At 46.3% G+C, this 26947-nt stretch carries 34 protein-coding genes and 1 pseudogene; 26 read left to right on the forward strand and 9 right to left on the reverse strand.

Features of this window, described 5'->3' with window-relative positions; translation table 11 throughout:
- Positions 1–7 precede the first annotated feature (7 nt).
- The 3 genes from BMX45_RS09800 to BMX45_RS09810 are packed head-to-tail and all read left to right on the forward strand — an operon-like array spanning position 8 to position 1688.
- Positions 8–622 (forward strand): alpha/beta hydrolase, encoded by a 615-nt coding sequence (locus BMX45_RS09800; protein WP_090909487.1) that lies wholly within the window; start codon positions 8–10, stop codon positions 620–622.
- Positions 623–641: 19 nt separating this feature from the next.
- Positions 642–1112 carry a GNAT family N-acetyltransferase gene (locus tag BMX45_RS09805; protein WP_090909488.1) on the forward strand — a complete coding sequence of 157 codons (471 nt, stop codon included), beginning with the start codon at positions 642–644 and terminating at the stop codon, positions 1110–1112.
- 27 nt (positions 1113–1139) lie between these two features.
- A complete protein-coding gene (locus BMX45_RS09810) occupies positions 1140–1688 on the forward strand; it encodes a GNAT family N-acetyltransferase (protein WP_090909489.1) in 549 nt (182 codons plus the stop codon).
- A 211-nt stretch (positions 1689–1899) separates the two neighbouring features.
- Here the strand turns inward: BMX45_RS09810 and BMX45_RS09815 are convergent, their stop codons facing one another.
- Positions 1900–2718 (reverse strand): FlxA-like family protein, encoded by an 819-nt coding sequence (locus tag BMX45_RS09815; protein WP_090909490.1) that lies wholly within the window; start codon positions 2716–2718, stop codon positions 1900–1902.
- A 331-nt stretch (positions 2719–3049) separates the two neighbouring features.
- On the opposite strand from BMX45_RS09815, the gene BMX45_RS09820 reads away from it, so the two are divergent.
- A complete protein-coding gene (locus BMX45_RS09820; RefSeq protein ID WP_090909491.1) occupies positions 3050–4234 on the forward strand; it encodes an alanyl-tRNA editing protein in 1185 nt (394 codons plus the stop codon).
- A gap of 264 nt (positions 4235–4498) precedes the next feature.
- Here BMX45_RS09820 and BMX45_RS09825 read toward each other — a convergent pair whose 3' ends face one another.
- The 3 genes from BMX45_RS09825 to BMX45_RS09835 are packed head-to-tail and all read right to left on the reverse strand — an operon-like array spanning position 4499 to position 6575.
- Positions 4499–5332 (reverse strand): prolipoprotein diacylglyceryl transferase, encoded by an 834-nt coding sequence (locus BMX45_RS09825; protein ID WP_254778010.1) that lies wholly within the window; start codon positions 5330–5332, stop codon positions 4499–4501.
- Positions 5333–5346: 14 nt separating this feature from the next.
- Positions 5347–6147 (reverse strand): M56 family metallopeptidase, encoded by an 801-nt coding sequence (locus BMX45_RS09830; RefSeq protein WP_090909493.1) that lies wholly within the window; start codon positions 6145–6147, stop codon positions 5347–5349.
- Positions 6144–6575, reverse strand: coding sequence for a BlaI/MecI/CopY family transcriptional regulator (locus BMX45_RS09835; RefSeq protein ID WP_090909494.1), 432 nt, complete (start codon positions 6573–6575; stop codon positions 6144–6146). The genes BMX45_RS09830 and BMX45_RS09835 overlap by 4 nt, the downstream gene beginning before the upstream one ends.
- Before the next feature lie 248 nt (positions 6576–6823).
- On the opposite strand from BMX45_RS09835, the gene BMX45_RS09840 reads away from it, so the two are divergent.
- The 8 genes from BMX45_RS09840 (at position 6824) to BMX45_RS09875 (ending at position 11710) form a co-directional block, all read left to right on the forward strand.
- Positions 6824–7330 (forward strand): GNAT family N-acetyltransferase, encoded by a 507-nt coding sequence (locus tag BMX45_RS09840; protein ID WP_090909495.1) that lies wholly within the window; start codon positions 6824–6826, stop codon positions 7328–7330.
- Between the two features lie 24 nt (positions 7331–7354).
- Entirely contained in the window at positions 7355–7861 is a 507-nt protein-coding gene (locus BMX45_RS09845) for a DUF6985 domain-containing protein (RefSeq protein ID WP_090909496.1), read from the forward strand.
- 106 nt (positions 7862–7967) lie between these two features.
- A complete protein-coding gene (locus BMX45_RS09850; RefSeq protein ID WP_090909497.1) occupies positions 7968–8516 on the forward strand; it encodes an HAD-IIIA family hydrolase in 549 nt (182 codons plus the stop codon).
- Positions 8513–8920 (forward strand): NUDIX hydrolase, encoded by a 408-nt coding sequence (locus BMX45_RS09855; protein ID WP_090909498.1) that lies wholly within the window; start codon positions 8513–8515, stop codon positions 8918–8920. The genes BMX45_RS09850 and BMX45_RS09855 overlap by 4 nt, the downstream gene beginning before the upstream one ends.
- A gap of 53 nt (positions 8921–8973) precedes the next feature.
- A complete protein-coding gene (locus BMX45_RS09860; protein ID WP_090909499.1) occupies positions 8974–9513 on the forward strand; it encodes a DinB family protein in 540 nt (179 codons plus the stop codon).
- Positions 9514–9564: 51 nt separating this feature from the next.
- Positions 9565–10308, forward strand: a complete 744-nt coding sequence (locus tag BMX45_RS09865; RefSeq protein WP_090909500.1) for a GNAT family N-acetyltransferase — start codon at positions 9565–9567, stop codon at positions 10306–10308.
- 50 nt (positions 10309–10358) lie between these two features.
- A complete protein-coding gene (locus BMX45_RS09870) occupies positions 10359–10811 on the forward strand; it encodes a GyrI-like domain-containing protein (protein WP_302847884.1) in 453 nt (150 codons plus the stop codon).
- Positions 10812–11062: 251 nt separating this feature from the next.
- Positions 11063–11710: a FusB/FusC family EF-G-binding protein gene (locus tag BMX45_RS09875; RefSeq protein ID WP_090909502.1), complete on the forward strand. Its 648-nt coding sequence runs from the start codon at positions 11063–11065 to the stop codon at positions 11708–11710.
- Positions 11711–11745: 35 nt separating this feature from the next.
- Here BMX45_RS09875 and BMX45_RS09880 read toward each other — a convergent pair whose 3' ends face one another.
- Complete coding sequence (locus BMX45_RS09880; RefSeq protein ID WP_090909503.1) at positions 11746–12360, reverse strand: TetR/AcrR family transcriptional regulator; 615 nt, start codon at positions 12358–12360, stop codon at positions 11746–11748.
- Positions 12361–12557: 197 nt separating this feature from the next.
- Between BMX45_RS09880 and BMX45_RS09885 the strand changes: the two genes are divergently transcribed.
- Both BMX45_RS09885 and BMX45_RS09890 read left to right on the forward strand, forming a co-directional pair.
- Entirely contained in the window at positions 12558–13295 is a 738-nt protein-coding gene (locus tag BMX45_RS09885) for an SDR family NAD(P)-dependent oxidoreductase (protein ID WP_036664246.1), read from the forward strand.
- 55 nt (positions 13296–13350) lie between these two features.
- A complete protein-coding gene (locus BMX45_RS09890; protein WP_090909504.1) occupies positions 13351–14124 on the forward strand; it encodes an SDR family NAD(P)-dependent oxidoreductase in 774 nt (257 codons plus the stop codon).
- Between the two features lie 197 nt (positions 14125–14321).
- Here the strand turns inward: BMX45_RS09890 and BMX45_RS32220 are convergent, their stop codons facing one another.
- Complete coding sequence (locus BMX45_RS32220; protein ID WP_368087165.1) at positions 14322–14405, reverse strand: putative holin-like toxin; 84 nt, start codon at positions 14403–14405, stop codon at positions 14322–14324.
- A 310-nt stretch (positions 14406–14715) separates the two neighbouring features.
- On the opposite strand from BMX45_RS32220, the gene BMX45_RS09895 reads away from it, so the two are divergent.
- Positions 14716–15180 (forward strand): GyrI-like domain-containing protein, encoded by a 465-nt coding sequence (locus BMX45_RS09895; RefSeq protein ID WP_090909505.1) that lies wholly within the window; start codon positions 14716–14718, stop codon positions 15178–15180.
- A 62-nt stretch (positions 15181–15242) separates the two neighbouring features.
- Positions 15243–15995, forward strand: a complete 753-nt coding sequence (locus BMX45_RS09900) for a hypothetical protein (RefSeq protein WP_090909506.1) — start codon at positions 15243–15245, stop codon at positions 15993–15995.
- A gap of 274 nt (positions 15996–16269) precedes the next feature.
- Here the strand turns inward: BMX45_RS09900 and BMX45_RS09910 are convergent, their stop codons facing one another.
- Both BMX45_RS09910 and BMX45_RS09915 read right to left on the reverse strand, forming a co-directional pair.
- A complete protein-coding gene (locus BMX45_RS09910) occupies positions 16270–16968 on the reverse strand; it encodes an ABC transporter permease (RefSeq protein WP_090909508.1) in 699 nt (232 codons plus the stop codon).
- Complete coding sequence (locus BMX45_RS09915) at positions 16961–17683, reverse strand: ABC transporter ATP-binding protein (protein WP_254778018.1); 723 nt, start codon at positions 17681–17683, stop codon at positions 16961–16963. Before BMX45_RS09915 ends, BMX45_RS09910 begins: the two co-directional genes overlap by 8 nt.
- Before the next feature lie 192 nt (positions 17684–17875).
- Here BMX45_RS09915 and BMX45_RS09920 point away from each other — a divergent pair, with 192 nt between their 5' ends.
- From BMX45_RS09920 to BMX45_RS09955, 9 genes are all read left to right on the forward strand, one after another.
- Positions 17876–18595, forward strand: a complete 720-nt coding sequence (locus tag BMX45_RS09920) for a response regulator transcription factor (RefSeq protein WP_090909510.1) — start codon at positions 17876–17878, stop codon at positions 18593–18595.
- Positions 18586–19695 (forward strand): sensor histidine kinase, encoded by a 1110-nt coding sequence (locus tag BMX45_RS09925; protein WP_090909511.1) that lies wholly within the window; start codon positions 18586–18588, stop codon positions 19693–19695. Before BMX45_RS09920 ends, BMX45_RS09925 begins: the two co-directional genes overlap by 10 nt.
- Positions 19692–20246 (forward strand): GNAT family N-acetyltransferase, encoded by a 555-nt coding sequence (locus tag BMX45_RS09930; RefSeq protein ID WP_090909512.1) that lies wholly within the window; start codon positions 19692–19694, stop codon positions 20244–20246. Before BMX45_RS09925 ends, BMX45_RS09930 begins: the two co-directional genes overlap by 4 nt.
- Positions 20247–20457: 211 nt before the next feature.
- The gene (locus BMX45_RS09935) at positions 20458–21111 is read left to right on the forward strand and encodes a TetR/AcrR family transcriptional regulator (RefSeq protein WP_090909513.1); all 654 of its coding nucleotides are present in this window, start codon (positions 20458–20460) and stop codon (positions 21109–21111) included.
- A gap of 120 nt (positions 21112–21231) precedes the next feature.
- Positions 21232–23547 (forward strand): ABC transporter permease, encoded by a 2316-nt coding sequence (locus BMX45_RS09940; protein ID WP_090909514.1) that lies wholly within the window; start codon positions 21232–21234, stop codon positions 23545–23547.
- Between the two features lie 3 nt (positions 23548–23550).
- The gene (locus tag BMX45_RS09945; RefSeq protein WP_090909515.1) at positions 23551–24309 is read left to right on the forward strand and encodes an ABC transporter ATP-binding protein; all 759 of its coding nucleotides are present in this window, start codon (positions 23551–23553) and stop codon (positions 24307–24309) included.
- A gap of 97 nt (positions 24310–24406) precedes the next feature.
- Positions 24407–24838, forward strand: coding sequence for an NUDIX hydrolase (locus BMX45_RS30985; protein WP_139212444.1), 432 nt, complete (start codon positions 24407–24409; stop codon positions 24836–24838).
- The gene (locus tag BMX45_RS30990) at positions 24835–25434 is read left to right on the forward strand and encodes a nucleoside-triphosphatase (protein ID WP_139212445.1); all 600 of its coding nucleotides are present in this window, start codon (positions 24835–24837) and stop codon (positions 25432–25434) included. Before BMX45_RS30985 ends, BMX45_RS30990 begins: the two co-directional genes overlap by 4 nt.
- Entirely contained in the window at positions 25425–26003 is a 579-nt protein-coding gene (locus BMX45_RS09955; protein ID WP_090909516.1) for a GNAT family N-acetyltransferase, read from the forward strand. The genes BMX45_RS30990 and BMX45_RS09955 overlap by 10 nt, the downstream gene beginning before the upstream one ends.
- 82 nt (positions 26004–26085) lie before the next feature.
- Here the strand turns inward: BMX45_RS09955 and BMX45_RS30995 are convergent, their stop codons facing one another.
- A complete protein-coding gene (locus BMX45_RS30995) occupies positions 26086–26349 on the reverse strand; it encodes a helix-turn-helix domain-containing protein (protein WP_090909517.1) in 264 nt (87 codons plus the stop codon).
- A 14-nt stretch (positions 26350–26363) separates the two neighbouring features.
- Between BMX45_RS30995 and BMX45_RS09965 the strand changes: the two are divergent.
- Positions 26364–26513: pseudogene (locus BMX45_RS09965) on the forward strand (DAK2 domain-containing protein); the annotation flags it as partial.
- Between the last annotated feature and the right edge of the window lie 434 nt (positions 26514–26947).

The raw sequence follows: 26947 nt of genomic DNA on the forward strand, positions 1-26947 counted from the left end.
GGAGAAAATGAAATTAGAGATTTTAACGGTGCCCTCGTTTTGGAAAACGGAAATGAGACAAAAATATTATCAACTTCAAGAGGACAATAGTAAGTTGGTTGTTCTGTTTCCCGGAAAAAACTATCCCTGTGATAAGCCCGTTCTACATTTTGCAGGAGCTTCCGCGATTCAAAGCGGTTATGACTTCATGGTGCTTGAATATGGATATCAAGCTGCGAGAACGGATTTGGATATTGATGATCTACAAAGAGTAATAGAAGAGTGCCACGAATCGGTTCAACGAATCATAAGCCAGTATAAAGAGATTGTTTTTATTAGTAAGAGCCTAGGCACAATCGTTGCTGGAGAAGTTCATGAAAAGCTTGGAATTCCAATAAAACATCTATTTTTGACGCCGATTAAAGACACCATACCCTATATCAACAGGTTTAAGGGAGTTGTGGTTTATGGTTCAAAGGATGAAGTGTTTAATCATGAACTTGCCAACCAAATTAAACTAGACATGGCCACAGAGGTCATCGAAATTCCTAATGCCAACCATTCTTTAGAGACCAATCATGCCCCGGAAAGTATTGAGATTCTAAGCAAACTGGTAGGAATATATATGAATTTTCTGATATGAATGGTAGAGGGGGATCCTCATGGAGATCTCGCAGTCTTTTAATTCTGAAGAAATCGCAATGCTGAATAAGGAAATTCATGAAATTCATGTCTCGCTCTATCCGGAGTATTTTAAGGAATATGATATTGAAGAAGTGAATGAGTTTTTCAAGAAGATAGTGTCCACACCTCATTATTATTTTTATATCGTTACAGATGAAGGTCAATCTCTTGGTTATGCCTGGCTAGAAATCCGGGAATACCCGGAGAACGTATTTATGAAATCATATCGATCCGTGTACATTCATCAATTAGGAGTAATGAAAGCGCACCGAAATAAAGGAATTGGACGACTCTTAATGAACTTTATTAATAACTTTGCCAAAGAGAATGGAATAAACAAAATACAATTAGATTATTGGTCGGACAATGAAAGTGCTGGTCATTTCTATATACAAAATGGTTTTAAGAGCTATCGAAATTATCTGTATAGGGAAGTAGATTCCATGTAATGACTCAAACCAAGTAAGGAGAACAACATGCCTCAATTCCCCCTATTAGAAACAGAAAGATTGGTATTAAGACAAATTAAACCAGAGGATGCTGGAGAGATCTTTCATTATTTCTCTATGGACACCGTTACGAAATTTTATGATGTGGAGAGTTTCACGCATGTTGAACAAGCGGAAGAACTGATTCGTAGATGGAATCAAAGGTTTGAAAACAATCAGGCCATTCGTTGGGGAATCACTTTACGGTCGGAAAGCAGAGTCATTGGAACATGCGGATATCATGGTTGGATGAAACATCACTATAAAGCTGAGATTGGATATGAGCTGGCACCAGAATATTGGCGGCAAGGTTACATGACGGAGGCGATTCAGAAGATTATGGAGTTCGGATTTAACCATCTTGAATTAAACCGGATTGAAGCATTCGTAGAGCCAGAGAATACGGCATCAAGAAAGTTGCTGGAGAAGATGGGATTAGATGAAGAAGGGACATTGAAGCAGCATTTTTATTGGAGGAATCAATTTGTTGATACGGTCATCTACGCATTACTTAAAAGAGATTATCAAGCGCGTTAAGTAGTGGGGATAAGCAATCCATAATTGATCTTTTCTCAACCGCATGTTCACCAGCATGTCCGGTGTTATTTTGTTACTAACTCTAATCTAATATAACAATAGCACCGTTAGTAACAGTCAATAACTGTTCTAACGGTGCTATTCATATCTATCCTTGTCACCACGAGTTTTTCGTAATGATACTTATGTATATTTTGGATGATATCTCTCTTTATACGCGAATATCAATACTAATATTCTGTTGTGCTTGATGGTTAAAATTCTTATTCTTGTCAGTATCCTGATTCTGCTCTACCGTATCCCCAGCGCCTACAGGTTGATCAGATACGGATACATCCTCCCGATTATCAACCTCTCCTGTGATGACTTTCTTATTGTCGTTTTGAATGCCCTCTTTAGTGGCTTCGATCTTTTCACTTATTTTACGATCCAATTCAGTTATTTTCTTCTCAATGTTTAGGGCTTCTTCCGTTTTCGATTTATTAACCGTCAATTCTAGATTCTTTCTCATTTCCGATTTGCCTGGGTCTCCAGGCTCGTTCTCACCACCAAGAAGTTCTCTACCCTTTCTTACTTCATGCCTAAGAGTGTCGGCTTCCACTTTCAGTGATCTACGCACGCTTGCCATTTTGGTCAATTGGTCATGTAGATTGCTAGCTTGTAAAAACTTTTCCATCGATATGCCTGATCCATCTTGCTTACCTGCATCCATTTCGATTTTTTTACTCGAATTCTCCTTTTCAGAAGAAGCACTGTTGTCATTTTTATTCTCCTCAGTCTTCTCCATTCTTTTCTGCATAATTTGAGATTCAAGTAATTGTAAATCCATGGTTAACAATTTTATTCTTTCATCTTTTTGTTTAGAATCCAGTTTTTCATCTGATTTAACACTCGCGATTTTTTCATGAATAATTCCTTTTTGATTGGTTAACTGCTCAATCTCCCGGTCAATGGGTGACATAATATTCGCTCTAGTCTTTACAGGCTGTGTAAACTGTGATCTACTTGATAAGCTTGAAATCTGAGGCATTTAAACACTCCCTTAGAATGAAATGGTAAATATTTCTTTGTAATTATTATCGGCTGTTATTCATGTGAATATTAGCTGGGTTTGAGTGTGATTTAGAGAAGAGGTAACAGCAGCTTATACAGAATCTACTCTTCTTGGTCATCATGTATTCTAGATAGGGAAGAGAATGGAATCTATGAGGTAATGCCCGAACCTCTTGTTCAAGGACCGTGCTGTTGGCATCTCCGGCAGGCGGTCTTTTTTATTGGATAGAATTTGGCGCTGCGGGACTGTTTTATAGTAAGCTGATATCAGTATGAATTTATAACTTGGGAACTGTGAGGACATGAAGATGACAAAGAAGCTGTATTACGAATCCGCGTATACCCGGGAGTGGGGGACACGAATCACGCGGAAGCTGGAACGGGAGGACGGGACCTACCTGGTACTGGAAGAGACGGCCTTTTACCCCCATGGCGGAGGACAACCCTGTGATCTCGGGTGGATCGATAAAATCCCGGTTCTTGATGTCGTTCAGGAGGACGGAGAGATACTGCATAAAATCGAACGTTTACCGGAGAGGGAAGAGGTAACCTGCCGGTTGGATTGGGACAGAAGGTTCGACCATATGCAGCATCATAGCGGTCAGCACCTGCTGTCCGCCATGTGTCTGCAGGTATGCGAGGCGGAGACGCTCAGCTTCCACCTGGGTCAGGATTATGCCACCATCGATATCGCCCGGTCGGATCTGCCTCAGCATCAGCTGATGATGCTGGAGCTGGAAGTCAACGACCAGATTTACCTTAATCGACAGGTAACGAATTATGTTGTGAGCCGGCAGCAGGCGGCCGCCCTGCCGCTGGTGAAGCAGCCGAAAGTAACCGACGATATTCGGATCGTTGAAATCGAAGGTATCGAATATAACGCATGCGGCGGCACCCATGTCTCGGCAACGGGTGAGATCGGCATGATCAAGCTGCTGAGAGCGGAGAAGCAGAAAGGAAATATTCGTCTGTACTTTAAGTGTGGATATCGGGCATTGAAGGAATTTAATGCCGGAATGGAGATTCTCGGAAGCCTGTCAGCCAGGTTCAATACGGCAAAGGAAGAGATTCTGGACCGGATTGCCAAATGGGATCAGGAGCAGAAGCAGCTCCAAGCTGAACTAAACGCAGTGAAGGCCGAGAATGACGCTTACCTGGCTGGGAAGCTGTTGGATGAGCGTCAAGGCAGACTTGTCAAACATGTTTTTGCGGACAAGCCGATGAAGGATATGCAGAACTTGGCAGCCAAGCTTACCGAACAAGCCGAGGTTATCGTGCTTTTCGCGTCCAACTCGGACCATAAGGTGGTTCTCGCCCAAGGAGGGGAGAGCGGACCTGCTTGCGGTGCTTTTTTCAAACAGCATCTGGCGGATTATCGAGGAAAAGGCGGAGGCAGCGATAAGATAGCCCAGGCTGGTTTTAACACCGTGGAGGATGCCATGGCATTTTACCGGTTTACGGCGCAGTCATTAGGTCAGCCAGAAGAGGAATAAGCGATCCGATTAGCAGAAGCCGTTCCTCAGCAGTATGCTTGATGCTAATGTCGAGCATGAACGAAGAATGCATACATGAGGTGAACATGGGATTCAGTTTCGGCTAGCGAACAGAAGGTACCCTCGGGGCTCGGCTTTCATTGATAAAGGCCGGGCCCCGTCCTGTTCCGAGTTCTCTTTGCCTCAGTCAGAAAGCACAATGCAATGAAGGACTTCTGTCTCTTTAGCCGGGTGCTAGTGGATACCAATATCATGATCTGTATGTTATGTCGTCATCTTTTTTTGAGTCCGGGTTAAGAATACGATGCACGTGAGCAAAACAACGGCTAATGCGATCCACTGCGAAGTAGCGAGAGCACCGAACTGGCCTCGGATGATATCGCCTCTGAAAAATTCGATAATAAATCTCCCTAAGCTATAAAGTATGAGATATAGACCTGCTATTAGGCCGGTAGGTCTCTTTCTTCTAGCCAAATAAATCAGCAAGAAAAAAATAGAAAAGCTGAGTACGCTCTCTAATATTTGCGTAGGAATGAGTTTGACATCATTCGGGGCAAGCTCGGAATCGTGAAACGTTATTCCAAACCAACCCTCCGTTTCTTCACCATAGCAGCAACCGGCGAGAAGGCAGCCAATTCTTCCAAAGCCCTGCGCTAATGCAAGGGAGGGCACAAAAAGATCAAGGTATTTTAGAAAATTTATCTTTTTCTTCTTACAATAGGCATAACCGACCCCCATCCCCCCGATAATTCCACCGTACACCACGAATCCTTCCGAAAAATTCAGAACCATCGAGGGATCCTGGATGATATGGTTCATTTGAGTAATCCAAAACAAAAGCTTAGCCCCGACCAACCCGCCTAATAAGCTCCAGAAAGTCAGAGAGGAAACATGGGATAGTTCTACTTGTCTAGAAGCTGCTCTATAAGCAACAACCTTGTAAGCAATCAGGATTCCGATTGCAATCATTAATCCATAGCCGTAAATGGTCAGGGGTCCGATATGAATGAGCTCATTATGCATATGTTCATCTCCTATTTGATAAATTCTTCCGTCTAAACGCGATTGCGATTGAACTACATATTGTAGTGTAATCATTCAAAAAAAAGGGATTATGAATCCCCGCCCAACATGAGGAGCAGCAAAATGGAACAGGATCTCAGAAAAGGCTTCAGCAGGGCTAATGGAACATGGACCCCTAGATCAGGCTCAAGAACCTGCATGACCCGGTACTCCAATGTCGTATTCGCAAAATGCACGGCTGTCTCATACCGCTGAAGCTTACCGAGTTTCGCTAATTGTAATAAGACGCTGCCTAAATACTGCTCCGTACCCATCTGCCGGATGGCGTAGCGGTCAGCAAATAGCTCTTGCCACGTCTGATAGTAGCGAAGAATCGGTTTAACGATCGGCAAATATCCAAAGGCGTCTGCCAGCAAGGCCGAAAAGAACATTTTTAATCCATCGTAATTGCGGCAGTGATATCGTTCATGCAGTAAAATCGCCTTTATTTCCTTGTCAGTAAACATCTCTAGAACGGTAGTGGATACGACAATTTTCGGTCGCAGAAGACCCATCGTCAGAGCCACAAAGGCATCGTCCTGTACCACGATGATTTCCGTGCCCCAGTAGCGGTATTTGTAATTGAGGCGCTTGGTTAATTTGTTGTGCCTGTTGGCACGGAAGTGCCTTAGCCATTTTTGCGATAAAGCCAACTGCCGGGTACTTCGCCATATGATCTGACCAAGGGTATACGCAATGACAATGTCGATTAAGGCGTAATTCAGTACGGGGCCTTGAACCACTCCGTTTCGGATCTGGTATGTAATGAGCATTCCCATATGTACCATGACAACAGCTACGAATGCGATCATCAGCGCGTAGGCACATCTTAGCCGTAGGGTAGGATTCATTGCTTTTTCCCGCGTTTGATATCGTTTAATTTACGCTCCAGCTTTGCGATCACCTCGGGATCGACATCATCCAGCGCATCGATCATGTGGTTCACGACCAAGCTCCCATATTCTTGAATGAGTCCCTGCGACACTTCTTTCGTCTGTTCGGAGAGAAATTGCTCCCTTGACTGCAGCGGACTGAACTTGGCTGCCCGTGTCCGGCCGGTTCCCGTCATTGCCTTTGTCAGCAGGCCTTTATCCAGAAGACGATTCATGACGGTCATCACCGTATTGATCGAGATCGGGCTCTCCTGATTCAGGATCGACTGCACTTCCTTGATACTCAGTGCCTCTGAAGACCAGAGGATATCCATAATTCTTGACTCCAGTGGTCCAAAAAATCGATTCAGGCCCTCGCCCTCGATATTCATTTTTTTAATCTTCATTCCTATCTCACCCCATACTACACATCGTAGTATGGTTATGGATAAAAGTCAACTTTCCTTCGTTCACCGCCTACCTGATTGATCATAGCTTTTCCCTTTGTTCGTTCTGTCGTGTATCCTTCATTTGTCGGGCGCTGTACCGGTGACTGAAAACGTCCGTGACAAAAGGTTTTTTGCCGTGCGGTCGAGAATAGATGAATATAGGAGAAGTTCAATAAGGTTTAATTCAATGCAAAGGGCGATTACGAATGGTAGAATTTCCAAAGATTGAAACCAATAGACTGTTCATGCGAGAATTGACACTTGATGATGCTGAATCCATATACAGGCACTTTTCTCACCCCGAAGTCACAAAATTTATGGATATCGAAGCATGTAAAGACATACATGAAGCAGTGGACATTATTATGTTTCATATCCATGATTCGGGCTGCAGGTACGGGCTGTTCGGAAAAGACAAGAACGAACTCATTGGAACCTGTGGGTTTCATTGTTGGATCAAGGACGAAGAAGAAACAAGAGCTGAGATCGGTTTTGATCTATCCCCGGATTACTGGGGGAAAGGATTCATGCAAAAGGCTTTGCATGAACTGATTCCGATAGGGTTTAATTTGATGAAACTTAATTGTATCGAAGCGACAACGGAAATTGAAAACGTTCAATCACAAAGGTTATTAGAGAAGATGGGATTCACTAAAGAGCCAGATTTAAAGGATCGTTTGATGTATTTTACATTATATAAAAACCGAACATAGACGGATGATTCAGGAGGAGATAGAGTGGCCGAAAGATTTCAGTTGAAAAACGTTGGAGTTGAGGATCCTTCAGATGAAAGCGGCATGTCTGGGTTTGGGTATCTTGCATTGTTCCAATGCAATGTCGAATATCGTTTCAGCACGGAAGACATGAGTGTGAAGGAAGCGGAAATTTACATACAAGACGTGCTGAATCAGCTGCCGGCTGAAACCGTACATGAAATATGCAAGAAAGCATGCGAGTGGAAAGACCTCAAAATGTCCAGCGATACGGCTGATTATCCTCCAGGGTTAGGTGAGGTGTATGGAGCGGGTATTTTGGAGTTTATGTCCGTAGGGGAAGTTGATCTTTATCGAAATCCTTATGATCGAAACGATCATACTTTCGGAGCCATCCTGGGTGGAGGAGCAGAGTGGGACTCTGAAAATGGCATGGAAATTGTGATACGGGGCAGTGAGGTTCTAGAGGTGCGTGAGTATTTAGGCTATGGCGCAGCCGCCATTTGGGACGAAACCGACGAAAGTGTATAAGAAAGAGCGATGCATCGGCAGCCAGCGGTTTTTAATCGTTTAGGATTCTGACATCCTGTAACAAGGTGTCTGCGCTGTGTGATGCTTGGGGAATGGGGGTGATGTTTTGTTCAGGCAAGCGGTATTTATAGATAGGGACGGAACTCTTGGAGGAACCGATCGGGTTGTTTTGCCCGGTGAATTTGAGCTTTATCCGAAGGTACAGGATTCGATTCAATCTCTCAGAGCCGCTGGCATGCTTATTTGTTCGTTTACGAATCAACCTGGAATTGCACGTGGCGAAGCAACGATGGGAGAATTCGAGTCGGAATTGTCAGCCTTTGGTTTTGACAAGATCTATCTTTGTGCGCATGAGCATGGAGCGGGTTGTCAATGTAGAAAACCATCCGCAGGGATGCTGTTGAAAGCCGCAGAAGACAATCATCTGGACTTAGCCAAGTGTTATGTCATAGGGGACAGATGGACGGATATGCTGGCTGCCAAAGAAGCCGGCTGCAAGAAAGCATTAGTGATGACGGGGGCCGGAGCCAAGGAACTGGAAAAATATAATAACCACGAGTACTTCGGCAAATGGAAAGATGCGTATCCCGATTTTATCGCGACAGACTTGAATGAAGCCGTGACATGGATATTAGAAGGGGGAGTAAATAAATGAATCCAGCCAAGCATTTTGTGTCTGCCGCTGCCATCGTAATCAATGAAAAGGACGAGATTTTGCTCATTAAAGGACCGCAGCGAGGATGGGAAATGCCTGGGGGTGTCGTGGAGATCGGAGAATCTCCCGCACAAGCTGCGATTAGGGAAACGAAGGAAGAATCGGGGATCGATATAGAAATCATGCGGTTTTGCGGGATCTTCCATAATGTGAAAGACAGTGTATGCAATACATTGTTTCTGGCCGAGCCCGTTGGAGGAGTCCCGATCATAACCGAAGAGAGTTTGGAGACTGGTTTTTTTCCAATCGAAGAAGCAATGCAGATGGTTAACTTTATGAACTTCCGGGAGCGAATCGAAATGTGTTTAGACCCGCTGGCACATCCGATCTATGTCGAATTCTAGGATCGTGAGGGTTTGGGGATGCTGCTTATTTTTACAAGAAAGGCTGTGATAGGATGTTATATGATTTGCAAGGCGAAGGGAATATGTCAACGATCGTGGGCATGTTCTATGGGGCTGTCAGAGAGAACAGTGAGCGGCTAAAGTCCATATCCGAGGGCATGTCGCAAGAGGAAGTTGATTATAAGGGACCTGGTGGCCATTATAATAGCACCGCTCAATTAATAAAACATATCACGTACGTTGATCTGAATTGGGCTTATCGGATCAAAGGAGAGGCGCTCCCCCCGTCGTTAAAGGACGAGTACGGCCCGATGATCGATGTGCATAACAAGCTGCCGATGGTCAGAGGGATCTCTCTGAACACCCTCCTATCTAAATATGAGGTTGTATTCAATTTCCTGAAAGATGCATGCTCGCAGTTAACGGATGCGGATCTGGATCGCATCGTCACATTCGGACACGAGAATGAAAAGCAAGCCACCATTCGCTGGGGCTTGTGGCATATGGCCGACCATAACCGTTATCATCAGGCCCATATTAATCAGCTTAGAAAGTGGTATTCCGAGCAAAGGAGTGGAATGGAAAGTGAGTAGAAGGGAGGTTATTCTGGAATATGGCTTCCCCCTAAGAAAGGACAAAAAACCATGATGACGCATAAAGAAATGATACATATCGTGCAGACCCAGCTGGCGATTGATCTGAATTGTACGGTGGATGACTTAAACGGGGAAAAAGACCGCGTGATTATTGTAGACGCCAGAGAGAATCCAGGGCGGAGACCGTATCCGAGAAATGAACGTTATTTCGAAATTTTGTCGATGGGCAAATCGATTGTGGTGTCGGCTACGCCGGAGCGGCTGGCGATTGCCAAAACGTTGATGCAAGGGAAAGAAAGGGATACGATTTTTTCGCTGCCGTTTATTAGAGGACTTTATTTGCATTTTCTCCCGGATCTAGAGAGAATCCAGCCGATGCAGCCACCGGCCGGGTTTTCGTATGAAGTGGTGGAGGAGAATGAGATTTCAAGCCTTAACGGGCTTGAGGGATTGGAGGATGCCATTGTAACCGACCCGGGGCGTCCGTATCAGACGGTATTGGCCGTAATCGCCAAGCACCATGGCAGGATTGTTGGCATGGCAGGGGCCTGTAACGTGTGTGCCGCGATGTGGCAAATCGGAATCGAGGTACTCCCTGAATTTCGCCAAATGGGATTGGCGTCTTATCTTGTAAACCGTTTAACGTTTGAGGTATTGCATCGCGGACGCGTGCCGACTTATGATGTGATCGCTAGCAATATCGCCTCCCAAAGGGTAGCTTACCGAGTGGGATATTACCCGGCGTTCGTGACGGATTGGCGAGTAAATTTTAGGGATTTCGAGTCTAACTAAACGAATATTCAAAAAATAAATTTACCGAAGGGGGCGCACGCCAAACGAAGATTATCGAACTCAACAGAATGAATTTAGTAGGAATAAGAGTAGTATGCCCTGGCGACCAGTATGTCCATGAGATTCCAAAGGCTTCTGTCGTACTTAAGGAAAGGCTGAAAGAGATTTCTGGCGTTGTACAACCCGCAAGATTGATTGGGGCATTCTTCGTTGAGGATGTAACGGAAGAAGAGGACGGTTACTGGGTATGTGTTGAAGTGAATGACATTACAGAAGTACCAGAAGGGATGGTATCTGTAGTAGTTCCGAAACAAAAATATGCAGTTCAACGACATAAGGGGCCAAATTATGAAGTCAGAAATACATATGAAGAACTCCACAACAGGATAAGAGAAAACAAACATGAAAGATTGCTAAGATCCTGGCATCTGGAGATTTCAGATGAATGGGGACATGGGGATGTCGATCATATCGAAGTAGACTTGTATGACACCATTAAATAGATGTAGCAGCTAATTGCGCCTTCCATAACTTGCTGATATAATTTTGCGTATGAAATGGGATTGGGGGTTATACCGATGGCAATGCTGAATTGCTCATTAGCTAGGAAGTCCTCATGCAAAGCCTGATCTGGGGCGATACTTTGCGTGGGGTGCGATAGGATGAATTCGATCGCCCAAACTTAACTTTATCGTTTCTAATAACAGGCTTTGCACCTTATTGAACTTTGAATAAGAATAAGGGGCTGAAAGCTATGAGTACGACATTTATTAGAAACCACCAATTTAACGTGATTAAAAAACAATCGGAATTCCTTCTGAAGACGTTGCGAACCGTTGCAGATCGACGCGTTCTGGAAACCGTCAGGTTCAGTTCGGTTGCCAACATCATGGATGCCTTTCCATCGCTGGCCGAGGATCAGAAGCGGATGCTGGGCGAAGTCTCTACATTCGAGAAGGCCGAGGATTTCGAGCGATATCTGAACGGTTTGGAACCTTACCTGGAGTCTTTTCCGACGATTACGCCAAAACAGATTCAGAAGTTATTTCCTAAAAATAAGAAATTGAAATTACCGGATCTGACCTCGATCGATTTTCGATACGTAACCTATTTGGGCTGGGTCGATATTGCCAGCAACAGGTTATTTATCGTATATCCGTTCGAAGGCCGCTTCATCGGGATCGAAGGGAGAATCACGCCGACCAACAAGAAAGGGTACTGCCTCTTCTGCAATCGGCATCAAGAGCTCGCCTTGTTCTCGGTCAAGACCAAGCCGTCCGGTGCTTCGGCGGATAATCTTTCTGCCATAAGCCATTATGTTTGTCTGGAGAGCCAAGGCTGCAATCACAGCATTACCGACACGGCAGCTCTGGAGAAGTTCATTCTCTCCGCCAGCAAATAACAAATTAGAAATAGGCTGCCCTAGAGGCAGCCTATTTAGGTTTCGTCCGCTTTGTTCACATACTCCACCGAGTAAATATGCGTCCTCGTTAGATCAATGACCTCTTTTATGAAATCCTCCTGCGATTCCCTGAAATTGTTTCGAATCCAGTTCAGAATCAACCCATGAAAGCCGTAGGCGGTGTACCGCTTAAAGTAATCCATGTTCACCGGGATCTGGTTAATCGTTTCGAATATGAATCGTTCCTGGTAGATTTTTACGATCGTTTGAGGGAATTCCGTATGCAATCCCGGCAAGGTATCCTCGTATTTGATCAGCTCAAAAAAATCGCGGTGCTCGTAAATGTAGGCCACGATATTAAAGGACGGGGCACTGAGGTTCGCCGTATACACTTTGTGTCCCGGTATGTAGGGCTTGCCCACCGATTCTTCCAAGCCCTGGAGTTTGGAAGCCAGCACATCGTCGGCTAATTCGATTTTGTCCTGGTAATGGACATAGAAGGTGCTGCGGTTATAAGCAGCCTTATCCACGATGTCTTTCACCGTTACAGCATGATAACCCTTCTCTTTTACAAGTTGAATACAGGCGGATTTCAGATGTTCTTTCGTCCGATTTCTTCGTGCCGATGTCACGATTTGTTCATGATTCACGAAAAGAGCGCCCCCCCAAAAAAGACAGTTTGGTTCCAAGTGTTGACTAAATCGACACTTCATCACAGGTTAATGATTGTTAAATGTGAACAGAATAGTACAATTGAATTGTAAGCAAAATAGTACTAAATTTAATATCTTAATTTAATTGTAATCAATATAGTACTATTTTAATCCATTATACGGGGGTATCCAAGATGGGAAAATTACAAAACAAGGTTGCTGTAATTACCGGTGGTGCATCCGGCATCGGTGCGGCGACCGCGCGTCTTTTCGTTGAAGAAGGAGCCAAAGTGGTGCTTGTCGATCTCAATGAGGACAAAGGCAAGGCGTTTGAAGCCGAACTGAAGGCGCTTCATCACGAGGCGTTGTTCGTTAAAGCGAATATTACCAGCGAGGAAGAAGTAGCCAATATCTTTAAGCAAGCGACTGAAGCTTTTGGCAAAGTGGATGTTGTATTTAACAACGCCGGCATCGGGCGCGTTCATTCTTCACATGATCTAGAGTACTCCGAGTGGCGAAACACCGTAAACGTGGACTTGGACGGCGTATTCCTGGTCGCCCGGGAAGCTATCCGTGAAATGTTAAAAGCAGGCGGAGGCACGATCGTTAATACCGCATCCATGTACGGTTGGGTCGGCTCGCCCGGTTCCGCGGCTTATAACGCCGCCAAGGGAGGAGTCATTAACTTGACGCGTTCACTGGCACTGGAGTATGCCGAGCACAATATTCGGATCAATGCGCTGTGCCCGGGCTTTATCGACACACCGATCATTCCGGAGGAGAGCAAGCAAGCGCTGGCAGCGGCCACCCCGATGAAGCGTTTGGGACAAGCCGATGAAATGGCAAAGGCTGTTCTCTTCATGGCTTCGGATGACTCCTCGTTCATGACGGGGAATACCTTGACGGTTGACGGTGGATATACAGCCCAATAATGGGTGAACTTAGACATATCAGAGAATCATGACATCTTACTAGGAGGCATACACCATGAGCAAATTTGATGGAAAAGTGATTGTGATTACTGGCGCAGCAGGCGGGATCGGAACGGCAGCCGCCAAAAAACTGGCGGAACAAGGGGCCAAACTTGCGCTGGTCGATTTGAACCTGGAAGCCGTCCAACAAGTGATTTACGATTTGGGTCTGGATGATTCCAGAGCAATTGCGCTGCAGGCCAATGTCGCCAAAGAAGAGGAAGTCAAAGCGTATGTGGATGCAACGGTCGCGAAGTTCGGTAAAATCGACGGCTTTTTCAATAATGCGGGGATCGAAGGGATCACTGCCAATGTAGAGGACTATCCGACCGAAACCTTTGAAATGGTCTTCAATGTCAACGTCAAGGGTGCTTTCCTTGGACTGAAATACGTGGTTCCTGTCATGAAAAAGCAAGGTTACGGCAGCATCGTGAATACCTCCTCCGGCGCAGGCCTAATCGGTTCGCCCGGATTTGTCGGATACAATAGCTCCAAGCATGCCGTGATCGGCATGACGAAAGTGGTTGCATTAGAAGCTGCTCCGTTCGGCGTGAGAGTGAATGCCGTAGCGCCTGGAGTGATTAATACCCGCATGATGCGCCAAATCGAGAAAAATACGGTGCCTGAGGATGCCGAAGGTGCAAGAAAAGCTTTCGGCGCCGCCGTTCCGCTCGGACGATACGGGGAAGCGGAAGAGGTAGCCAACGTAGCTGTCTTCTTGCTGTCCGACGATGCGTCGTATGTAACGCAATCCATTTATACCGTGGATGGCGGCCAAATCAATCAATAAGTTTACAGCACCAGACAGCCAAGATATGAATAAAAATAAACAATCGAGCCTATAAAAACGTTATAAATTGAGTTATACTGAGGTAAGAATAAGTAAGGAGCCGTGCTGGAACACGACTCCTAAGCACAATAACTGCATAAAGAGCAGTCGGCCGCTAAGTGGTGGTCGAAATAGACCGTTACCTTAGGCAGGGCGGTCTATTTCTTTTTCATGTAGGTAAGAAGCGCCAAAATGAACATAGCGAACATGAACATTAAGGAAAGTGCGTCTTTGACCTCCATGGGCTTCACCTCCCTTCCGGGAGACTAGCCGACCGCCCTTTTAGCCGTATATTGTACTAGGGAAATTATAGCATAACGAAGAATAACAAAAACGAATAAATAATATCAGAGAGTAAGGCATAACAGAATAATCAGACAACAATAGACCCGGCCTAAGATATGAGTTATCTAAGACCGGGTCACTTCGTAGACGAGGGAACGTTATGTGAAATGATCCCACTACAACAAAGAGCGAAGGTGTGACTTTTTTGCAGAATGGAAGGATCCCGAAACTGAAATGCGCAGCTAATAATTAGAAAGGGGATATGAAATGACGGAGATCAGCCAAGTCCATATGGAAGATCTGTGGTCGGTTCGAAGAGAACGCTTAGGCAATCGATGGTTAATCGGCGTTCAGAATCAGCTTCCGCAATCCTATGAGGACGAACAGCGCTTGTTTGCAACCCTTAGGTCCAGAAGAGACGAAATAGAGCATCAAACTGCCGATCCGAATACGTACATGGTAATCCATGATGACGGATCGAAGATGACGGTAGCCTTGAAGGTAAGTCGTATCGGGAAGATCCCGGAGGGCATGGTATCCTTGAATCTTCCGGAAGAGGAATACGAGGTTTTCCGGTTCGAGGAGAAACATATTTGTTCATTCTGGCAGTATTTCTGCGAAACCGATCATCGGAGCCAATATGGCGTCAATGCTGCCAAGGCAAGATTTGAAACCTTTAACGACACCTTGCAGCCGAATGGCGTAACGGAAATTTATTACCCGAAGGAATAGGAATAGGAGAGATGCCCGAACATGTATCATAGATGACAGAAGCCGTAAAGGGAGGAAGGAATATGCGAGCCACTGAAGATATCATGCAGGTATGGAGGAAGTTCAACGATTTTCCGATGGAAACCTTAACGAAAGCCTGGCACAGTTTAATAGACCCGGAATGCAAACAACGAACAACGGATGTCATGAAAGAGCATCGCGCATTGTATGGAACGTCGGGCAATTGTTTTGATTTGGCGATTTGGTTAATCGATGAATTCAGACAGAACAAACGCCCCTGTTATGGAGTGCTAACGGAGCATTTGCATGTCGCCGTGGTCGCCGTCAACGAAGAGGGCAATAAATATTTCTGCGATCTGGGAGATCAATGGATTGAGCCCATTTTGTTGGAATCGGGTCATGAAGCGTATACGGAAGAATTCGTCGATGGTTTCTTTCCAGGTTCACGCATTAAACTGAACACCCGAGCGAATCGTCTCTTGGTAACCTACGGAAGACCAAATGGAAAGGAAAGCAGCCAAGCATTCGACTTGACGCCTGTATCTGATGAGGCATTGATCATCGCCGGGCAAAAAACGCAGCGCCTGTTCAGCGATCCGCTTGTGGAAAAGAGGATTTTTACGGATCAGGAGGTTCTCCATTGGGAATTCGATCATTACGAAAGCTACCTAAGTTCCAAGGAAGGCAGAAAAGCGGAGCCTCAGCTGAAGGGTATCGAGGAATGGGCAGAACGAATACATACGATGAGCGGGATCCATGAAGAAGTTGTCATAAAGGCATTGGAAGTCTACTCGAAGAAGTCATCGCATCCTTAACGCTGGACTTTTAACACCTTAAGTCTGGGGAGAACGTTACATCCAAAGGAAAAAACAGCTATTGCCGTGCGGCTCCAAGGGATTTTCCCTGGCTAGGGCTTGCCGGCAATAGTGCGTTTCGTTTTCCTTATGGATTTCAATTTCTTCGATAAGGCTGGCTTCAAAGGAAGCTTCATGATTGAATGTTTGTTCCCCTATGCCTTGACAAGCCATCGCCAACCCGCTGACGGCTACCAAGACAATGCGGTTCCACCGTTCATATACTGCATTAATCTTAAGCTACATCGGTTCGATCCACTTTGTAAAAAGCAAGATAGCTAAGGATCAGGCCAAGCAGGCAGAGAACAATCGGGATGGCGATGAATTGGAACAAGCTGGACGAGCTTCCCCCGTCGGACACCGATGCGTTAATCAAGAATCCAATAATGACAGCCGAAGTAATCGTGGAAGGCGCCGATTTTTTTCTCATGCCGAACGATAACGGAATGAGGCTGATGCCGGCCATCATAAAGGCGTTTAGCACCGTGGCCGGAACAGCGGCCATCATGGCAGCGACAGGAATAGACGCGTCAAATAAACCGATCATCGGATTCAAGAGGTACGTTAACAGATGGATCAGGAACGTGGTTATGATGATGCTGAAAAAACAGAATCCAAACACAATCGATAACTTGGCTTGAATAATTTTTTTTCGCTGCAGCGGGTAGGTGAACAACACTTGGATCATGCTGCTCTTGTATTCGTCAATCACTAAACGGGACAGAATAACGCTTGAGAATATGATATAGGTGATTCGAATCAAAACACCTGATAACGATATGAAATCTGCATAACTCATGGGCTCGTTTTCCCCTTTGGAACCCAGCGCCATCAGCGTAACGGCGGCGAAAATAGCCGCAATGCAAATGGCTAATCCTTTGAAATATCCGGACAAGTTATTCTTTTGCCATTCCAGCTGTATCAATTTAAGCATAGCGTTTGCCTCCATGAACGAGATTGATGAAATACGCCTCCAACGACCCGGCATGCTGTCCCCGGATGTCCTCCATCTTTACTTCCGTTAACAATTGCCCCTGATGAATAATGCCGATCGTATCGGCAACCGATTCGATTTCCGACACGATATGGCTCGATATGAGAATGGTGGTTCCGTAGTTCTTCTTGAATAGCAGCAAGAGCTCCCGAATATCCTTAATTCCGATCGGATCCAGTCCGTTGATCGGTTCATCGAGAATAAGGATGTCCGGTTTCGTCACAATGGCCCGCGCAATCCCTAACCGCTGCTTCATTCCTAGCGAGAATTCATGGATTTTCTTCTTCCCGACTCCGTGAAGGCCTACGATCTCCAGCGCTTCCTTAATCGCAGATTTATTGTGATAGCCGACGTATTTGCAATGCAGATCCAAGTTGGCTTCGGCCGTAAGCCGGTCGTAAAACACGGGATATTCAATAATGCTGCCTATTCTCTTTAGGTATTGAACCGATGTGGGGAGAACCGGTTGATCGAATACTCGGATTTCACCGGAAGACGGTTTGACCAGGTTTAAGATCATTTTCATAATGGTGGTTTTCCCGGCACCGTTCGGACCCAAAAACCCGTAAATTTCCCCTCTGTTAACGTTCATATTGACGTTCGTAATGGTTTCTGATCCCTTGAACGCCTTGCTTACTTGATGGATTTGAATCATGGTTTCCACTCTGATTTCCTCCCGCTCTCTGATTGATGTGCTACACTTAGCTTAAGGAACGAAAGTAAAAATAAAGTAAACGGAGCGGAAAAAACTCGTAACATTTGACATAGTGAAAACTCGTAAAGGATTAAATAAGGTAAGATAGAAATACATGTTCTGGATTAGTTTGAAACGAGGGAAGAATAGCAAATGGAATCTGCAACCATATTGGCCGTCGATGACGAGATTGGTATTTTGAAGTTATTGGAGATTACGCTCCGGAAAGAAAACTTTACGCATATTGACACGGTCTCATCCGGTAAAGGCGCATTGCAGCGCGTCAAAGAAAAATCATATGACATGATCCTGCTTGATATTATGCTCCCGGATCTAAGCGGCTTTGAACTCTGCACGGAGATCCGGAAACATACGAATGCGCCGATCATTTTCATCAGCGCGCGCTCTACCGACTTCGATAAGTTAACGGGGTTAGGCATCGGCGGGGACGATTATATAACAAAGCCCTTTAATCCATTGGAAGTCATTGCCCGAATCAAGGCGATTCTTCGTAGGCAAAAGATTATGGAGAACGCACTTCAACAAAACACGGCATACGATTACGGGTACCTCTCATTTCATCCGGAATCGGCAACGTTAATCGTGAAGGGCCAACCAGTAGATTGTACTGCCAAGGAGCTGGAGCTGCTGCATTTCTTCTGCAAGCATCCCAATCATATCTTCACGACGGCTCAGCTTTATGAGCTGGTATGGGGGAGTGACGTGTTCGGGGAAGAAAAAACGGTCACGATCCATATCTCCAAGCTGCGCAAAAAGATAGGCGATGATACCCGCAAACCCGCTATCATCGTGAATTTAAGGGGAATCGGTTATAAATTCATCCCCCCGAACGAGGCACTGGCATGCGAATAAAAACTCGATTCACGGTACATTTGGCGTCAGGGCTCATTCTGTGGATTCTTGGGACGGGGATTCTTCTTGTTATTATGCTTGAAGGTGTTCTTCCCATGCTAGGTATCCATTTCAGCGAGGATAATGAAGGACTTATCGTAGGAGCGATCTTCGGAGTCAGCACGCTGCTATGTATAACCCTGTTCGGATGGTATTTTGGCGGCCCGATCGGATTCATAATGACCTGGATTCAACAGCTTTCGAAAGATGATTGCAAACAACCGGCCGATTTGTCCAAAATCGTTACCCGAAAAGGGAAACTGCGCATGCGGTACCGCCTCTATCAGGAGGTGCTCCAGCATCTTCAGTCCTTGGGCAGCATCCTGCAAGCGAACGAGGCGGAAAGAACCCAAATCGAACAGGCCAAACAGGAATGGATCGCGGGGATATCCCATGATTTGAAAACACCTTTAACCTATATTAAGGGCTATTCGGCTCTCTTATTGAACGAACAGTACGAATGGTCGAAGGAAGAGGCGATCTCTTTCATCCGGGAAATGGACGATAAAGGAAAGCATATGGAGGAATTGATTCAGGATTTAAGCCTCATTACGCAGCTCAACCGGGCTGATGGCGCGCTGCCGTTACAGAAGGCGAATCAGGATATCGTCGAGTTCACCAAAAGGGTGGTAGCCGATATCAGCAATAATCCGCAGGCAAGCAACTACCTTTTGCATTTTCAAACGGATTCGTCTGCCATGCGCGTGGATTTTGATGCGAAATACATGCAGCGCATCCTGCAAAATATCATGATGAACTCGATCATTCATAATCCGGAGTTTACGGAGATTTTCGTTCGGATCACGGACGCAGGAGAGTTTGCCGCTATCCGCATTACGGACAATGGCATAGGCATGCCGGCCGATACGGTAGCCCATCTGTTCCAGCAATATTATCGCGGGACCACGACGGATGCTGCCTCTGAGGGCACCGGACTGGGAATGGCGATCGTCTACAAGCTGATTCAAGCCCATGACGGCACCATCACAGTGGAGAGCAAGCCTTCGCAAGGGACAACGTTTACGATTCGATTGCCGAAAGAAGGAGGGGGACATTGTTGAAGAAACTACCGACGATCGTATTAGAAAGGCTGATTTTACGCCCGTTCAGTTTAGAAGATGCAAAAGTCGTACAGGAACTGGCAGGCGATAAATATATTGCAGAAACAACGTTATATATTCCGCACCCGTACGAGGATGGGATGGCAGAACAATGGATAGAGTCCCATTTTGCTAACTTCAATGAAGATCGATCCCTTGAATTAGCTATTGTACATAAAGAAGAAAATTACGTAATTGGCGCAATCAGTATAGGCTGCAACCGAAATTTTGATCACGGTGAGCTTGGATATTGGGTAGGGGGAAAATACAAGAATCATGGCTATTGTACAGAAGCGGCAAAAGGAATCGTAAAATATGCGTTTGAAGAAATGCGATTAAACCGCATTTTTGCACGTCATCTGGGGAACAATCCCGCATCGGGCAAAGTCATGCAAAAGCTAGGAATGAAGCATGAAGGAATATTAAGACAACATATTAAAAAATGGGGTGAATATGAAGACCTAGCGCATTATGGTCTGTTGAAGGAAGAGTATGTACCAGAGAATAGTTAAGGCTCTCGTTGAAATCAAAAACTGGATGATATCATTCCATCCAAGGAGTGATGTATAGATATGGAAATTCTGACGTGCGTCTTGAAGGCTCATTCCTCTATGGGGGATGGGTCTCTTTTTATTTTTTTCAGATAACAACGGCCTTGACAACGGAAAGCGGCATGATATGATATTACCGACAGACAGTCGGTCTAGGAAAGGAGGGGGAAGCATGCGGATCGTAAAAAAAGCGGAGGAACGCAAGAATGAAATCCTTGACGCGGCGGATACGCTTTTCGGTCAGAAGGGCTTTGACGGCACAAGTACCAACGATATTCTCGAAAAGGTCGGCATTGCGCGCGGAACTTTGTATCATCACTTCAAGTCGAAGGAGGATATCATGGATGCGCTGATTGACCGGTATACCGTCCGATTGTTGGATCGGGCACAGGCCATTGCCTTGGACAAGAGCATACCGGTAATCGAGCGCATCATCCGTGTTGTGATGGCGCTGAACATTAGCGGCGATGGAGAGAGCAGCAAGGAAATCATGGAGCATATTCACAAGCCTCAGAATGCGCTCATGCATCAAAAGATACATAAGGTCATTATCAACGGTGTTCCGCAGATCCTGACGGACATCATCCGCGAAGGCATCGAGGAGGGGCTGTTCAGCACGCCGTTCCCGTATGAATGCATGGAAATGGTAGTGATCTACGCGAATACCGTTTTTGATGAAGATCTGGTAACGATGAGTGACGAGGAGCGAGGGCAGCGAGTTCTGGCCTTTGTTTGCAACGTCGAGAGGCTGCTCGGCGCAGAAAGCGGAAGCCTGATGGAGGTTATGGGGATGTTTGGTGGAGGAGATGAAAGCGGACAAGCATGAATCAGCGCAGGAAAGTTCATCAGCAGGGGGAACGGCAGAGAAGCAATCCTTTCTCCTCTTTATCTTAGGAAAGCTGTGATGGTAGACATCGGTTAAAATGCTTGAACACAGGGGGGCCTTATGTATTTCAGAATCATCCGAAGGGATATATCCAAAAGCAAATGGACCACGTTGATGACCATGATCTTCGTTGCAGCAGCAGCGATGCTGGTTTCGCTCGCGGCCGTGCTCATTTTAAATTTATCCGGAGCGGTACATACACTCATGACGCAAGCCAAAACCCCGCATTTTATGCAAATGCATTCGGGTGATATCGATACTGAACGGCTAGCAGCTTTTGCGGAGCAGCACGGCAATGTCGAAGATTTCCAAGTGACAGAATTTCTCAACATGGACGGTGCGCGGATTCGGTTAGGAGAGCATTCGCTTGCCCATAGCGTTCAGGATAACGGATTCAGCATACAGAGCAAGAAATTCGATTATCTGCTTGATTTGGACGGGAACATCATTCACGCGGACGACGGCGAGTTATATGTTCCTATAAATTATATGAGAGACAATATGGCAAGGGTTGGCGATGTTGCGGTGATCAGCGGGAAGGCATTTACCGTTGCCGGATTCCTCCGCGATTCGCAGATGAATTCCACGCTCTCCGCCTCCAAGCGTTTTCTGGTCAGTGACAAGGATTACGCGGAGATCAAAAATTCGGGCAATACGGAATATTTGATTGAGTTCAGACTAAGGGATTTGTCGGAGCTAGGCGCATTTGAAGCAGACTACGCTTCCGCGGGTCTTGAAGCGAACGGACCTACGGTTACCTATAAGCTGTTCCGAATGATGAACGCCCTTTCCGACGGGATAATGATCGGCGTTATCCTTCTCGTTAGCATTCTTGTCGTAGCGATATCTCTGATGTGCATACGCTTTACCCTCTTAGCCAAAATCGAAGACGATTACCGTGAAATCGGCGTCATGAAAGCGATAGGGCTGCGTGTTTCCGATATGAAAAAGATCTATCTCGCGAAATATGCTGCGATTACCGCGGCAGGAAGTATTCTTGGCTTTGCGCTTTCGGTGCCTTTCAAAGGAATGCTTCTTGAGAACATACGTCTCTACATGGGAGAAAGCAGCCATTCTTCTTATGCCTTGCCGTTCGGACTGATCGGCATACTGCTTGTCTTCCTGACGATCATCGCCTATGTAAGCAGGGTTCTGAATCGCTTTCGGACCATATCGGCCGCAGATGCGGTACGCTTTGGCACTTCACCCGAGAAAAACACGGGCGCCGGACGCTTTAATCTGAGCGGAAACAGGCTGTTTAACACCAATGTTTTTCTCGGGATCAAAGACGTTCTCGCCAGGAAAAGACTTTACGCTATAAGCCTGACGGTAATCGTGATCTCGGCATTTATCATGATCGTACCGCAGAACCTGCACAACACGATCTCGTCCAAAAGCTTTATTCAATATATGGGCATCGGAAGCTACGACATGCGGGTTGACATTCAGCAGACTGGGCAAATATCGGAAAAAACGGCCGATATTGTCCATACGATGAACAACGACCCTGCCATTACAAAGACAGCCGTCCTTTCAACCAAAACATTCAAAATCAAAACGGGAGACGGGACGGAGGAAAATATCAAAATCGAGCTTGGGGACCATACGGTGTTCCCTATAGCATATGCCAAGGGCAAAGCACCCGCAGAAGACGAAATTGCGCTTTCGGCGATAAACGCCGATGAGTTGGGCAAAAAGGTCGGCGATATCATCACGTTGGTGATCGAGGGGAAGGCGAAAGCCCTCACGGTAAGCGGAATCTACTCCGACATTACCAACGGCGGCAAAACCGCAAAGGCTGTATTCACCGACGATACGGCGGACACGATGTGGAGCATTGTCTGCGCTGAGCTATCCGATCAAACGCTTGTCCATGAGAAGGTCTCCGCCTATGCGGAGAGGTTCGATTATGCAAAGATCTCGGACATTGACGACTTTGTATCGCAAACGTTCGGCTCGACCATTAGCTCCGTCAAAACGGCCTCCAACGCTGCCGTTACGGTGGCGCTGATAATAGCGGTTCTCGTTACCTTGCTGTTTATGAAAATGCTGGTTGCCAAGGACCGGCATGCGATTGCCGTCATGAAAGCCTTTGGCTTTACGAACTCGGATATGAAGGTGCAGTATGTCTCGCGTTCGGTATTTGTTCTGATTGTCGGCATCATGGTTGGAACGCTTCTGGCCAACACGGTCGGTGAGATGCTTGCAGGTGCCGCAATTTCCTCGTTTGGAGCGTCGACATTTCATTTTGCGATCGATCCGCTTTCGGTGTATCTGTTCAGCCCCATGTTGATGATCGGCGCGGTGCTGATCGCAACCGTGATCGGCGTTTCTGGCGCGGGACGAATCAAAATATCCGAACATATGAAGGAGTAACCTATGAAAAAATTGATTATCTGTGATGATATCGTAAAATCTTTCGGCGAAGGTGATGACCATCGCCGGGTTCTGGACGGCGTGTCCGCCTGCATTCACGAGGGCGAGTTCGTTTCGGTTATGGGGCCTTCCGGTTCGGGAAAATCAACGTTCATGTTTGCATTGAGCGGGACGGATGGCGTGAACGGCGGAACGGTCTTTTTTGACAGCAAGGATTTATCGGCAGCCTCGGAGAATGAGCTTTCGGATATACGGAGGACCCATATGGGGTTTGTCTTCCAGCAGCCAACGATGCTGAAAAACCTCAATATCCTCGATAATATCATTCTTCCATCCATGCGGGATCAACGAAAACACGTTTCATCCCTGACGAAAAAAGCAAGAGCTCTTATGAAGAGGGTGGGAATCGAAGAGCTGGAAAAGCGAGACATCACGCAGGTTTCGGGAGGACAGCTTCAGCGTGCGGGAATCTGCCGGGCGCTGATGAACAGCCCGAGAATCATTTTTGGCGATGAGCCTACGGGCGCGCTCAACTCCAAATCCGCGCAGGAAATCATGGACATTTTCTCCGAAATCAACGCGGAAGGCACGGCGGTCATGCTTGTAACGCATGATGCTAACGTGGCGGCCCGGACGGAGCGCATTATGTTTATGCGCGACGGGAACATGGTCAGTGAACTCAAGCTTCCCAAGTACGACGGAACGGATATGGATCGCAGGGTAGAGCATGTGAGGGCAAAAATGCTGGAGATCGGAATATGATGTATAATGATGGAAAAACAAAAACGCTTCAAACGAATTCTTCACTTGATCAGTCATTGAAATGATAGATCAAACATGGAAATGGCGGTGTTAATCGATGTTTGAACAGTCAAAGCATTTGGTTGCTGTTTCAGCTTTAGTGAAGAATAGAGACGGACATGTGCTGATGGTTCGGACGCATTTGCGTTCGGATACGTGGGAACTGCCCGGAGGTTTCGTTGATGCCGGGGAGCCGCTGGATCAAGCGGTGTGCCGGGAGTTTCTGGAGGAGACGGGCGTGGTTATACGCCCTTTAGGCATTTCAGGAGTCTACTACAATGAGAGGCTGCACGTGTTGTCCGTCGTTTTTCATGCGGAATACGTCAGCGGAGAAATAACCGTTCAACCGGAAGAAATTGTGGAAGCGAAATTCGTAGACTTGGTAGATTCCAACCTGGATGAATACATAAAAAGGCCCCACATTCAAACGCGCACGCTGGACGCCATCCGTACAGAGCGTTCGGTCCCTTATGAGACTTGGGATTTGTGAACCCGCCTCAGTATAAGCTGCTGTCCAGATTGGACGGGAAACCGCTGAATGCCAAAACGGCATTTTTACTCACGGGGAAGCCGAGGATGGGCAAAACGACCCTGATCAAGAAACTCATACATCTCGTCGGCCCTGATCTTTGCGGCGGTTTTTATACGGAGGAAATAACGAATGCAGGCGATCGAATCGGTTTCAGATGCGTGGCTGTCGATGGAGAAAGCGTAGAGATTGCAAATGTGGAAAGTCCCAGCCATATTCGAGTTGGCAGGTACGGCGTAGAGGTTGGGAAATTCGAGGATTTTGCTATTCATAAATTACGGGAAGCCTTGTCCTCCAAGAAAATCATCGTCATGGACGAAATGGGATTTATGCAGATGCTGTCTGCCTCTTTTCAAAGCATGGTACAAGAGATTATTAGTGATCGCCGGATTGTTCTAGGAACGATACCCGTCGAGAGTCACCCTGAAATAGATATAATTAAATGTCGAAAGGAAGTCGGCATCATCAGCTTGAACGAATTCAATCGTGACAGGATGCCGGAATTATTGACAAAGGATATTTTGAAGGCATTGGAGGGGGGAAGGACATGCGGATAGAGGATATCTTTTCGGATCTGCCAACCTTAGAAACAAGCCGAACGATTTTAAGAAAATTAAGAAGCGAGGACGAGCCCGATATCTTTCGTTACGGATCGGATGATGAGGTATCGAGATATACCTCCTGGCCGACGCATCAAACGATAGAAGATACCCGCCATTATCTAAACAAGGTGCTGCAAAAATACGACCATCATGACGTGGCCCCGTGGGGGATCGTGGACAAAGAAACCGGAAGGGTCATCGGAACTTCAGGATTTATGGCTTGGAATGTTCATCATGACAAAGCAGAACTGGGATATGCCTTGTCCAAGGATTATTGGAATCGCGGTTACATGACCGAAGTGATCAGGACCATCATCTCTTATGGATTTGAACGAATGAACCTGGTTAGAATCGAAGCCAGCTGTCTGCCGTCAAACCTAGGATCAGCCAGAGTGATGGAAAAGGCCGGCATGACCTTTGAGGGAATCATAAGACAGTCTATATTTGTGAAAGGCAAACATGAAGATCTGAAATTATATTCCATTGTCGTGGATGACTACCGGAATCAGAACAAGACCCGTTAACGGGCTTGGTCGGATAACGGCCATCGCAAAAATCCCTTCGTGCATGCGGATTTTTATAGGAATGGTCGACAGCCTGGAACGATTACTTCGCGGATATCCCGGCATACATGTTCCGGTACACGGCCGGGGTGAGGTTCTCGAACTTTTTGAACGTTTTGATAAAATAGCCCGTGTCGCAAAAGCCTAGATCATCGCTCACTGGATGGATTGGCGAATCGGTGGATTCCAGCAGCCGCTTGGCCATCTCCTTCAGGCTGAAATTTTCATGCTTGTGCGTAAAAATATAGTCAAACGCGGGCTGAAGCACCGGATTCGAAGAAGCAAACCGCCCGGCGCCATTCTTCAATTTGGTGTCGATCAGCAGCGGTGCTCGGCGCGCAGAAGATGGCGGATATCGTTGCCCGAATGGGTAGAGCGGGTACGGTAGGGGAACGCAGCATCGGATACCCGGATGCGGGCGCGTATGCGCTCGGGGTTATTTTCACCGATCTGGCTAAAGCGATGAAGTAATTCCGAAGCAAGAAAGAGAACAATAGCTACTAAACTAACTACTTACTAAAAGAATTCAGAAAAAAAACCACTAATTAATGTTGGTGGTTTTTCGTATTATCAGGTTAGCCAGAATCTTCTGGTTGGCCTTTTTTTGTGGTCGTTTTACGATGGGGGGAGCCGGGAGAACGTGGCGGCTTTAGGGGCAATGAACCCGTAATAAAAACTGTTCTCTCACGACCTCCAAAAGACCATGTTTGAGCTGGTAGGGGCGGTAGACCCCGCATCACAAGCGAAGCTATGGATTTGGAACCATCGTGAAAAGGCCGGTGAAATCAAGGAGAAGGAGTGAGGAAATGGAACCTGTTATTGGCGTGGATGTCGCTAAAGGTTCAAGTGTGGTACAGGCATTCCGGAAACGAAACGAGCCCTATGGAAAAGCTGTAGACATTGAG

Origin of the sequence: Paenibacillus sp. cl141a, assembly GCF_900109305.1 — a bacterium.
In the GTDB taxonomy this organism is placed as follows: domain Bacteria; phylum Bacillota; class Bacilli; order Paenibacillales; family Paenibacillaceae; genus Paenibacillus_AQ; species Paenibacillus_AQ lautus_A.

What these genes read in the sequence shown, in the direction of transcription:
- BMX45_RS09915 (WP_254778018.1), bottom strand. Translation starts at nt 17,683, where the DNA reads ATGATTCAAATCCATCAAGTAAGCAAGGCGTTCAAGGGATCAGAAACC.
- BMX45_RS09860 (WP_090909499.1), top strand. Translation starts at nt 8,974, where the DNA reads ATGTTATATGATTTGCAAGGCGAAGGGAATATGTCAACGATCGTGGGC.
- BMX45_RS09940 (WP_090909514.1), top strand. Translation starts at nt 21,232, where the DNA reads ATGTATTTCAGAATCATCCGAAGGGATATATCCAAAAGCAAATGGACC.
- BMX45_RS09825 (WP_254778010.1), bottom strand. Translation starts at nt 5,332, where the DNA reads ATGATTACACTACAATATGTAGTTCAATCGCAATCGCGTTTAGACGGA.
- BMX45_RS09875 (WP_090909502.1), top strand. Translation starts at nt 11,063, where the DNA reads ATGAGTACGACATTTATTAGAAACCACCAATTTAACGTGATTAAAAAA.
- BMX45_RS09900 (WP_090909506.1), top strand. Translation starts at nt 15,243, where the DNA reads ATGCGAGCCACTGAAGATATCATGCAGGTATGGAGGAAGTTCAACGAT.
- BMX45_RS30985 (WP_139212444.1), top strand. Translation starts at nt 24,407, where the DNA reads ATGTTTGAACAGTCAAAGCATTTGGTTGCTGTTTCAGCTTTAGTGAAG.
- BMX45_RS09855 (WP_090909498.1), top strand. Translation starts at nt 8,513, where the DNA reads ATGAATCCAGCCAAGCATTTTGTGTCTGCCGCTGCCATCGTAATCAAT.
- BMX45_RS09910 (WP_090909508.1), bottom strand. Translation starts at nt 16,968, where the DNA reads ATGCTTAAATTGATACAGCTGGAATGGCAAAAGAATAACTTGTCCGGA.
- BMX45_RS09840 (WP_090909495.1), top strand. Translation starts at nt 6,824, where the DNA reads ATGGTAGAATTTCCAAAGATTGAAACCAATAGACTGTTCATGCGAGAA.
- BMX45_RS09955 (WP_090909516.1), top strand. Translation starts at nt 25,425, where the DNA reads ATGCGGATAGAGGATATCTTTTCGGATCTGCCAACCTTAGAAACAAGC.
- BMX45_RS09800 (WP_090909487.1), top strand. Translation starts at nt 8, where the DNA reads ATGAAATTAGAGATTTTAACGGTGCCCTCGTTTTGGAAAACGGAAATG.
- BMX45_RS09895 (WP_090909505.1), top strand. Translation starts at nt 14,716, where the DNA reads ATGACGGAGATCAGCCAAGTCCATATGGAAGATCTGTGGTCGGTTCGA.
- BMX45_RS09810 (WP_090909489.1), top strand. Translation starts at nt 1,140, where the DNA reads ATGCCTCAATTCCCCCTATTAGAAACAGAAAGATTGGTATTAAGACAA.
- BMX45_RS09920 (WP_090909510.1), top strand. Translation starts at nt 17,876, where the DNA reads ATGGAATCTGCAACCATATTGGCCGTCGATGACGAGATTGGTATTTTG.
- BMX45_RS09805 (WP_090909488.1), top strand. Translation starts at nt 642, where the DNA reads ATGGAGATCTCGCAGTCTTTTAATTCTGAAGAAATCGCAATGCTGAAT.
- BMX45_RS32220 (WP_368087165.1), bottom strand. Translation starts at nt 14,405, where the DNA reads ATGGAGGTCAAAGACGCACTTTCCTTAATGTTCATGTTCGCTATGTTC.
- BMX45_RS09815 (WP_090909490.1), bottom strand. Translation starts at nt 2,718, where the DNA reads ATGCCTCAGATTTCAAGCTTATCAAGTAGATCACAGTTTACACAGCCT.
- BMX45_RS09820 (WP_090909491.1), top strand. Translation starts at nt 3,050, where the DNA reads ATGACAAAGAAGCTGTATTACGAATCCGCGTATACCCGGGAGTGGGGG.
- BMX45_RS09835 (WP_090909494.1), bottom strand. Translation starts at nt 6,575, where the DNA reads ATGAAGATTAAAAAAATGAATATCGAGGGCGAGGGCCTGAATCGATTT.
- BMX45_RS09830 (WP_090909493.1), bottom strand. Translation starts at nt 6,147, where the DNA reads ATGAATCCTACCCTACGGCTAAGATGTGCCTACGCGCTGATGATCGCA.
- BMX45_RS09885 (WP_036664246.1), top strand. Translation starts at nt 12,558, where the DNA reads ATGGGAAAATTACAAAACAAGGTTGCTGTAATTACCGGTGGTGCATCC.
- BMX45_RS09935 (WP_090909513.1), top strand. Translation starts at nt 20,458, where the DNA reads ATGCGGATCGTAAAAAAAGCGGAGGAACGCAAGAATGAAATCCTTGAC.
- BMX45_RS09945 (WP_090909515.1), top strand. Translation starts at nt 23,551, where the DNA reads ATGAAAAAATTGATTATCTGTGATGATATCGTAAAATCTTTCGGCGAA.
- BMX45_RS09865 (WP_090909500.1), top strand. Translation starts at nt 9,565, where the DNA reads ATGATGACGCATAAAGAAATGATACATATCGTGCAGACCCAGCTGGCG.
- BMX45_RS09925 (WP_090909511.1), top strand. Translation starts at nt 18,586, where the DNA reads ATGCGAATAAAAACTCGATTCACGGTACATTTGGCGTCAGGGCTCATT.
- BMX45_RS09890 (WP_090909504.1), top strand. Translation starts at nt 13,351, where the DNA reads ATGAGCAAATTTGATGGAAAAGTGATTGTGATTACTGGCGCAGCAGGC.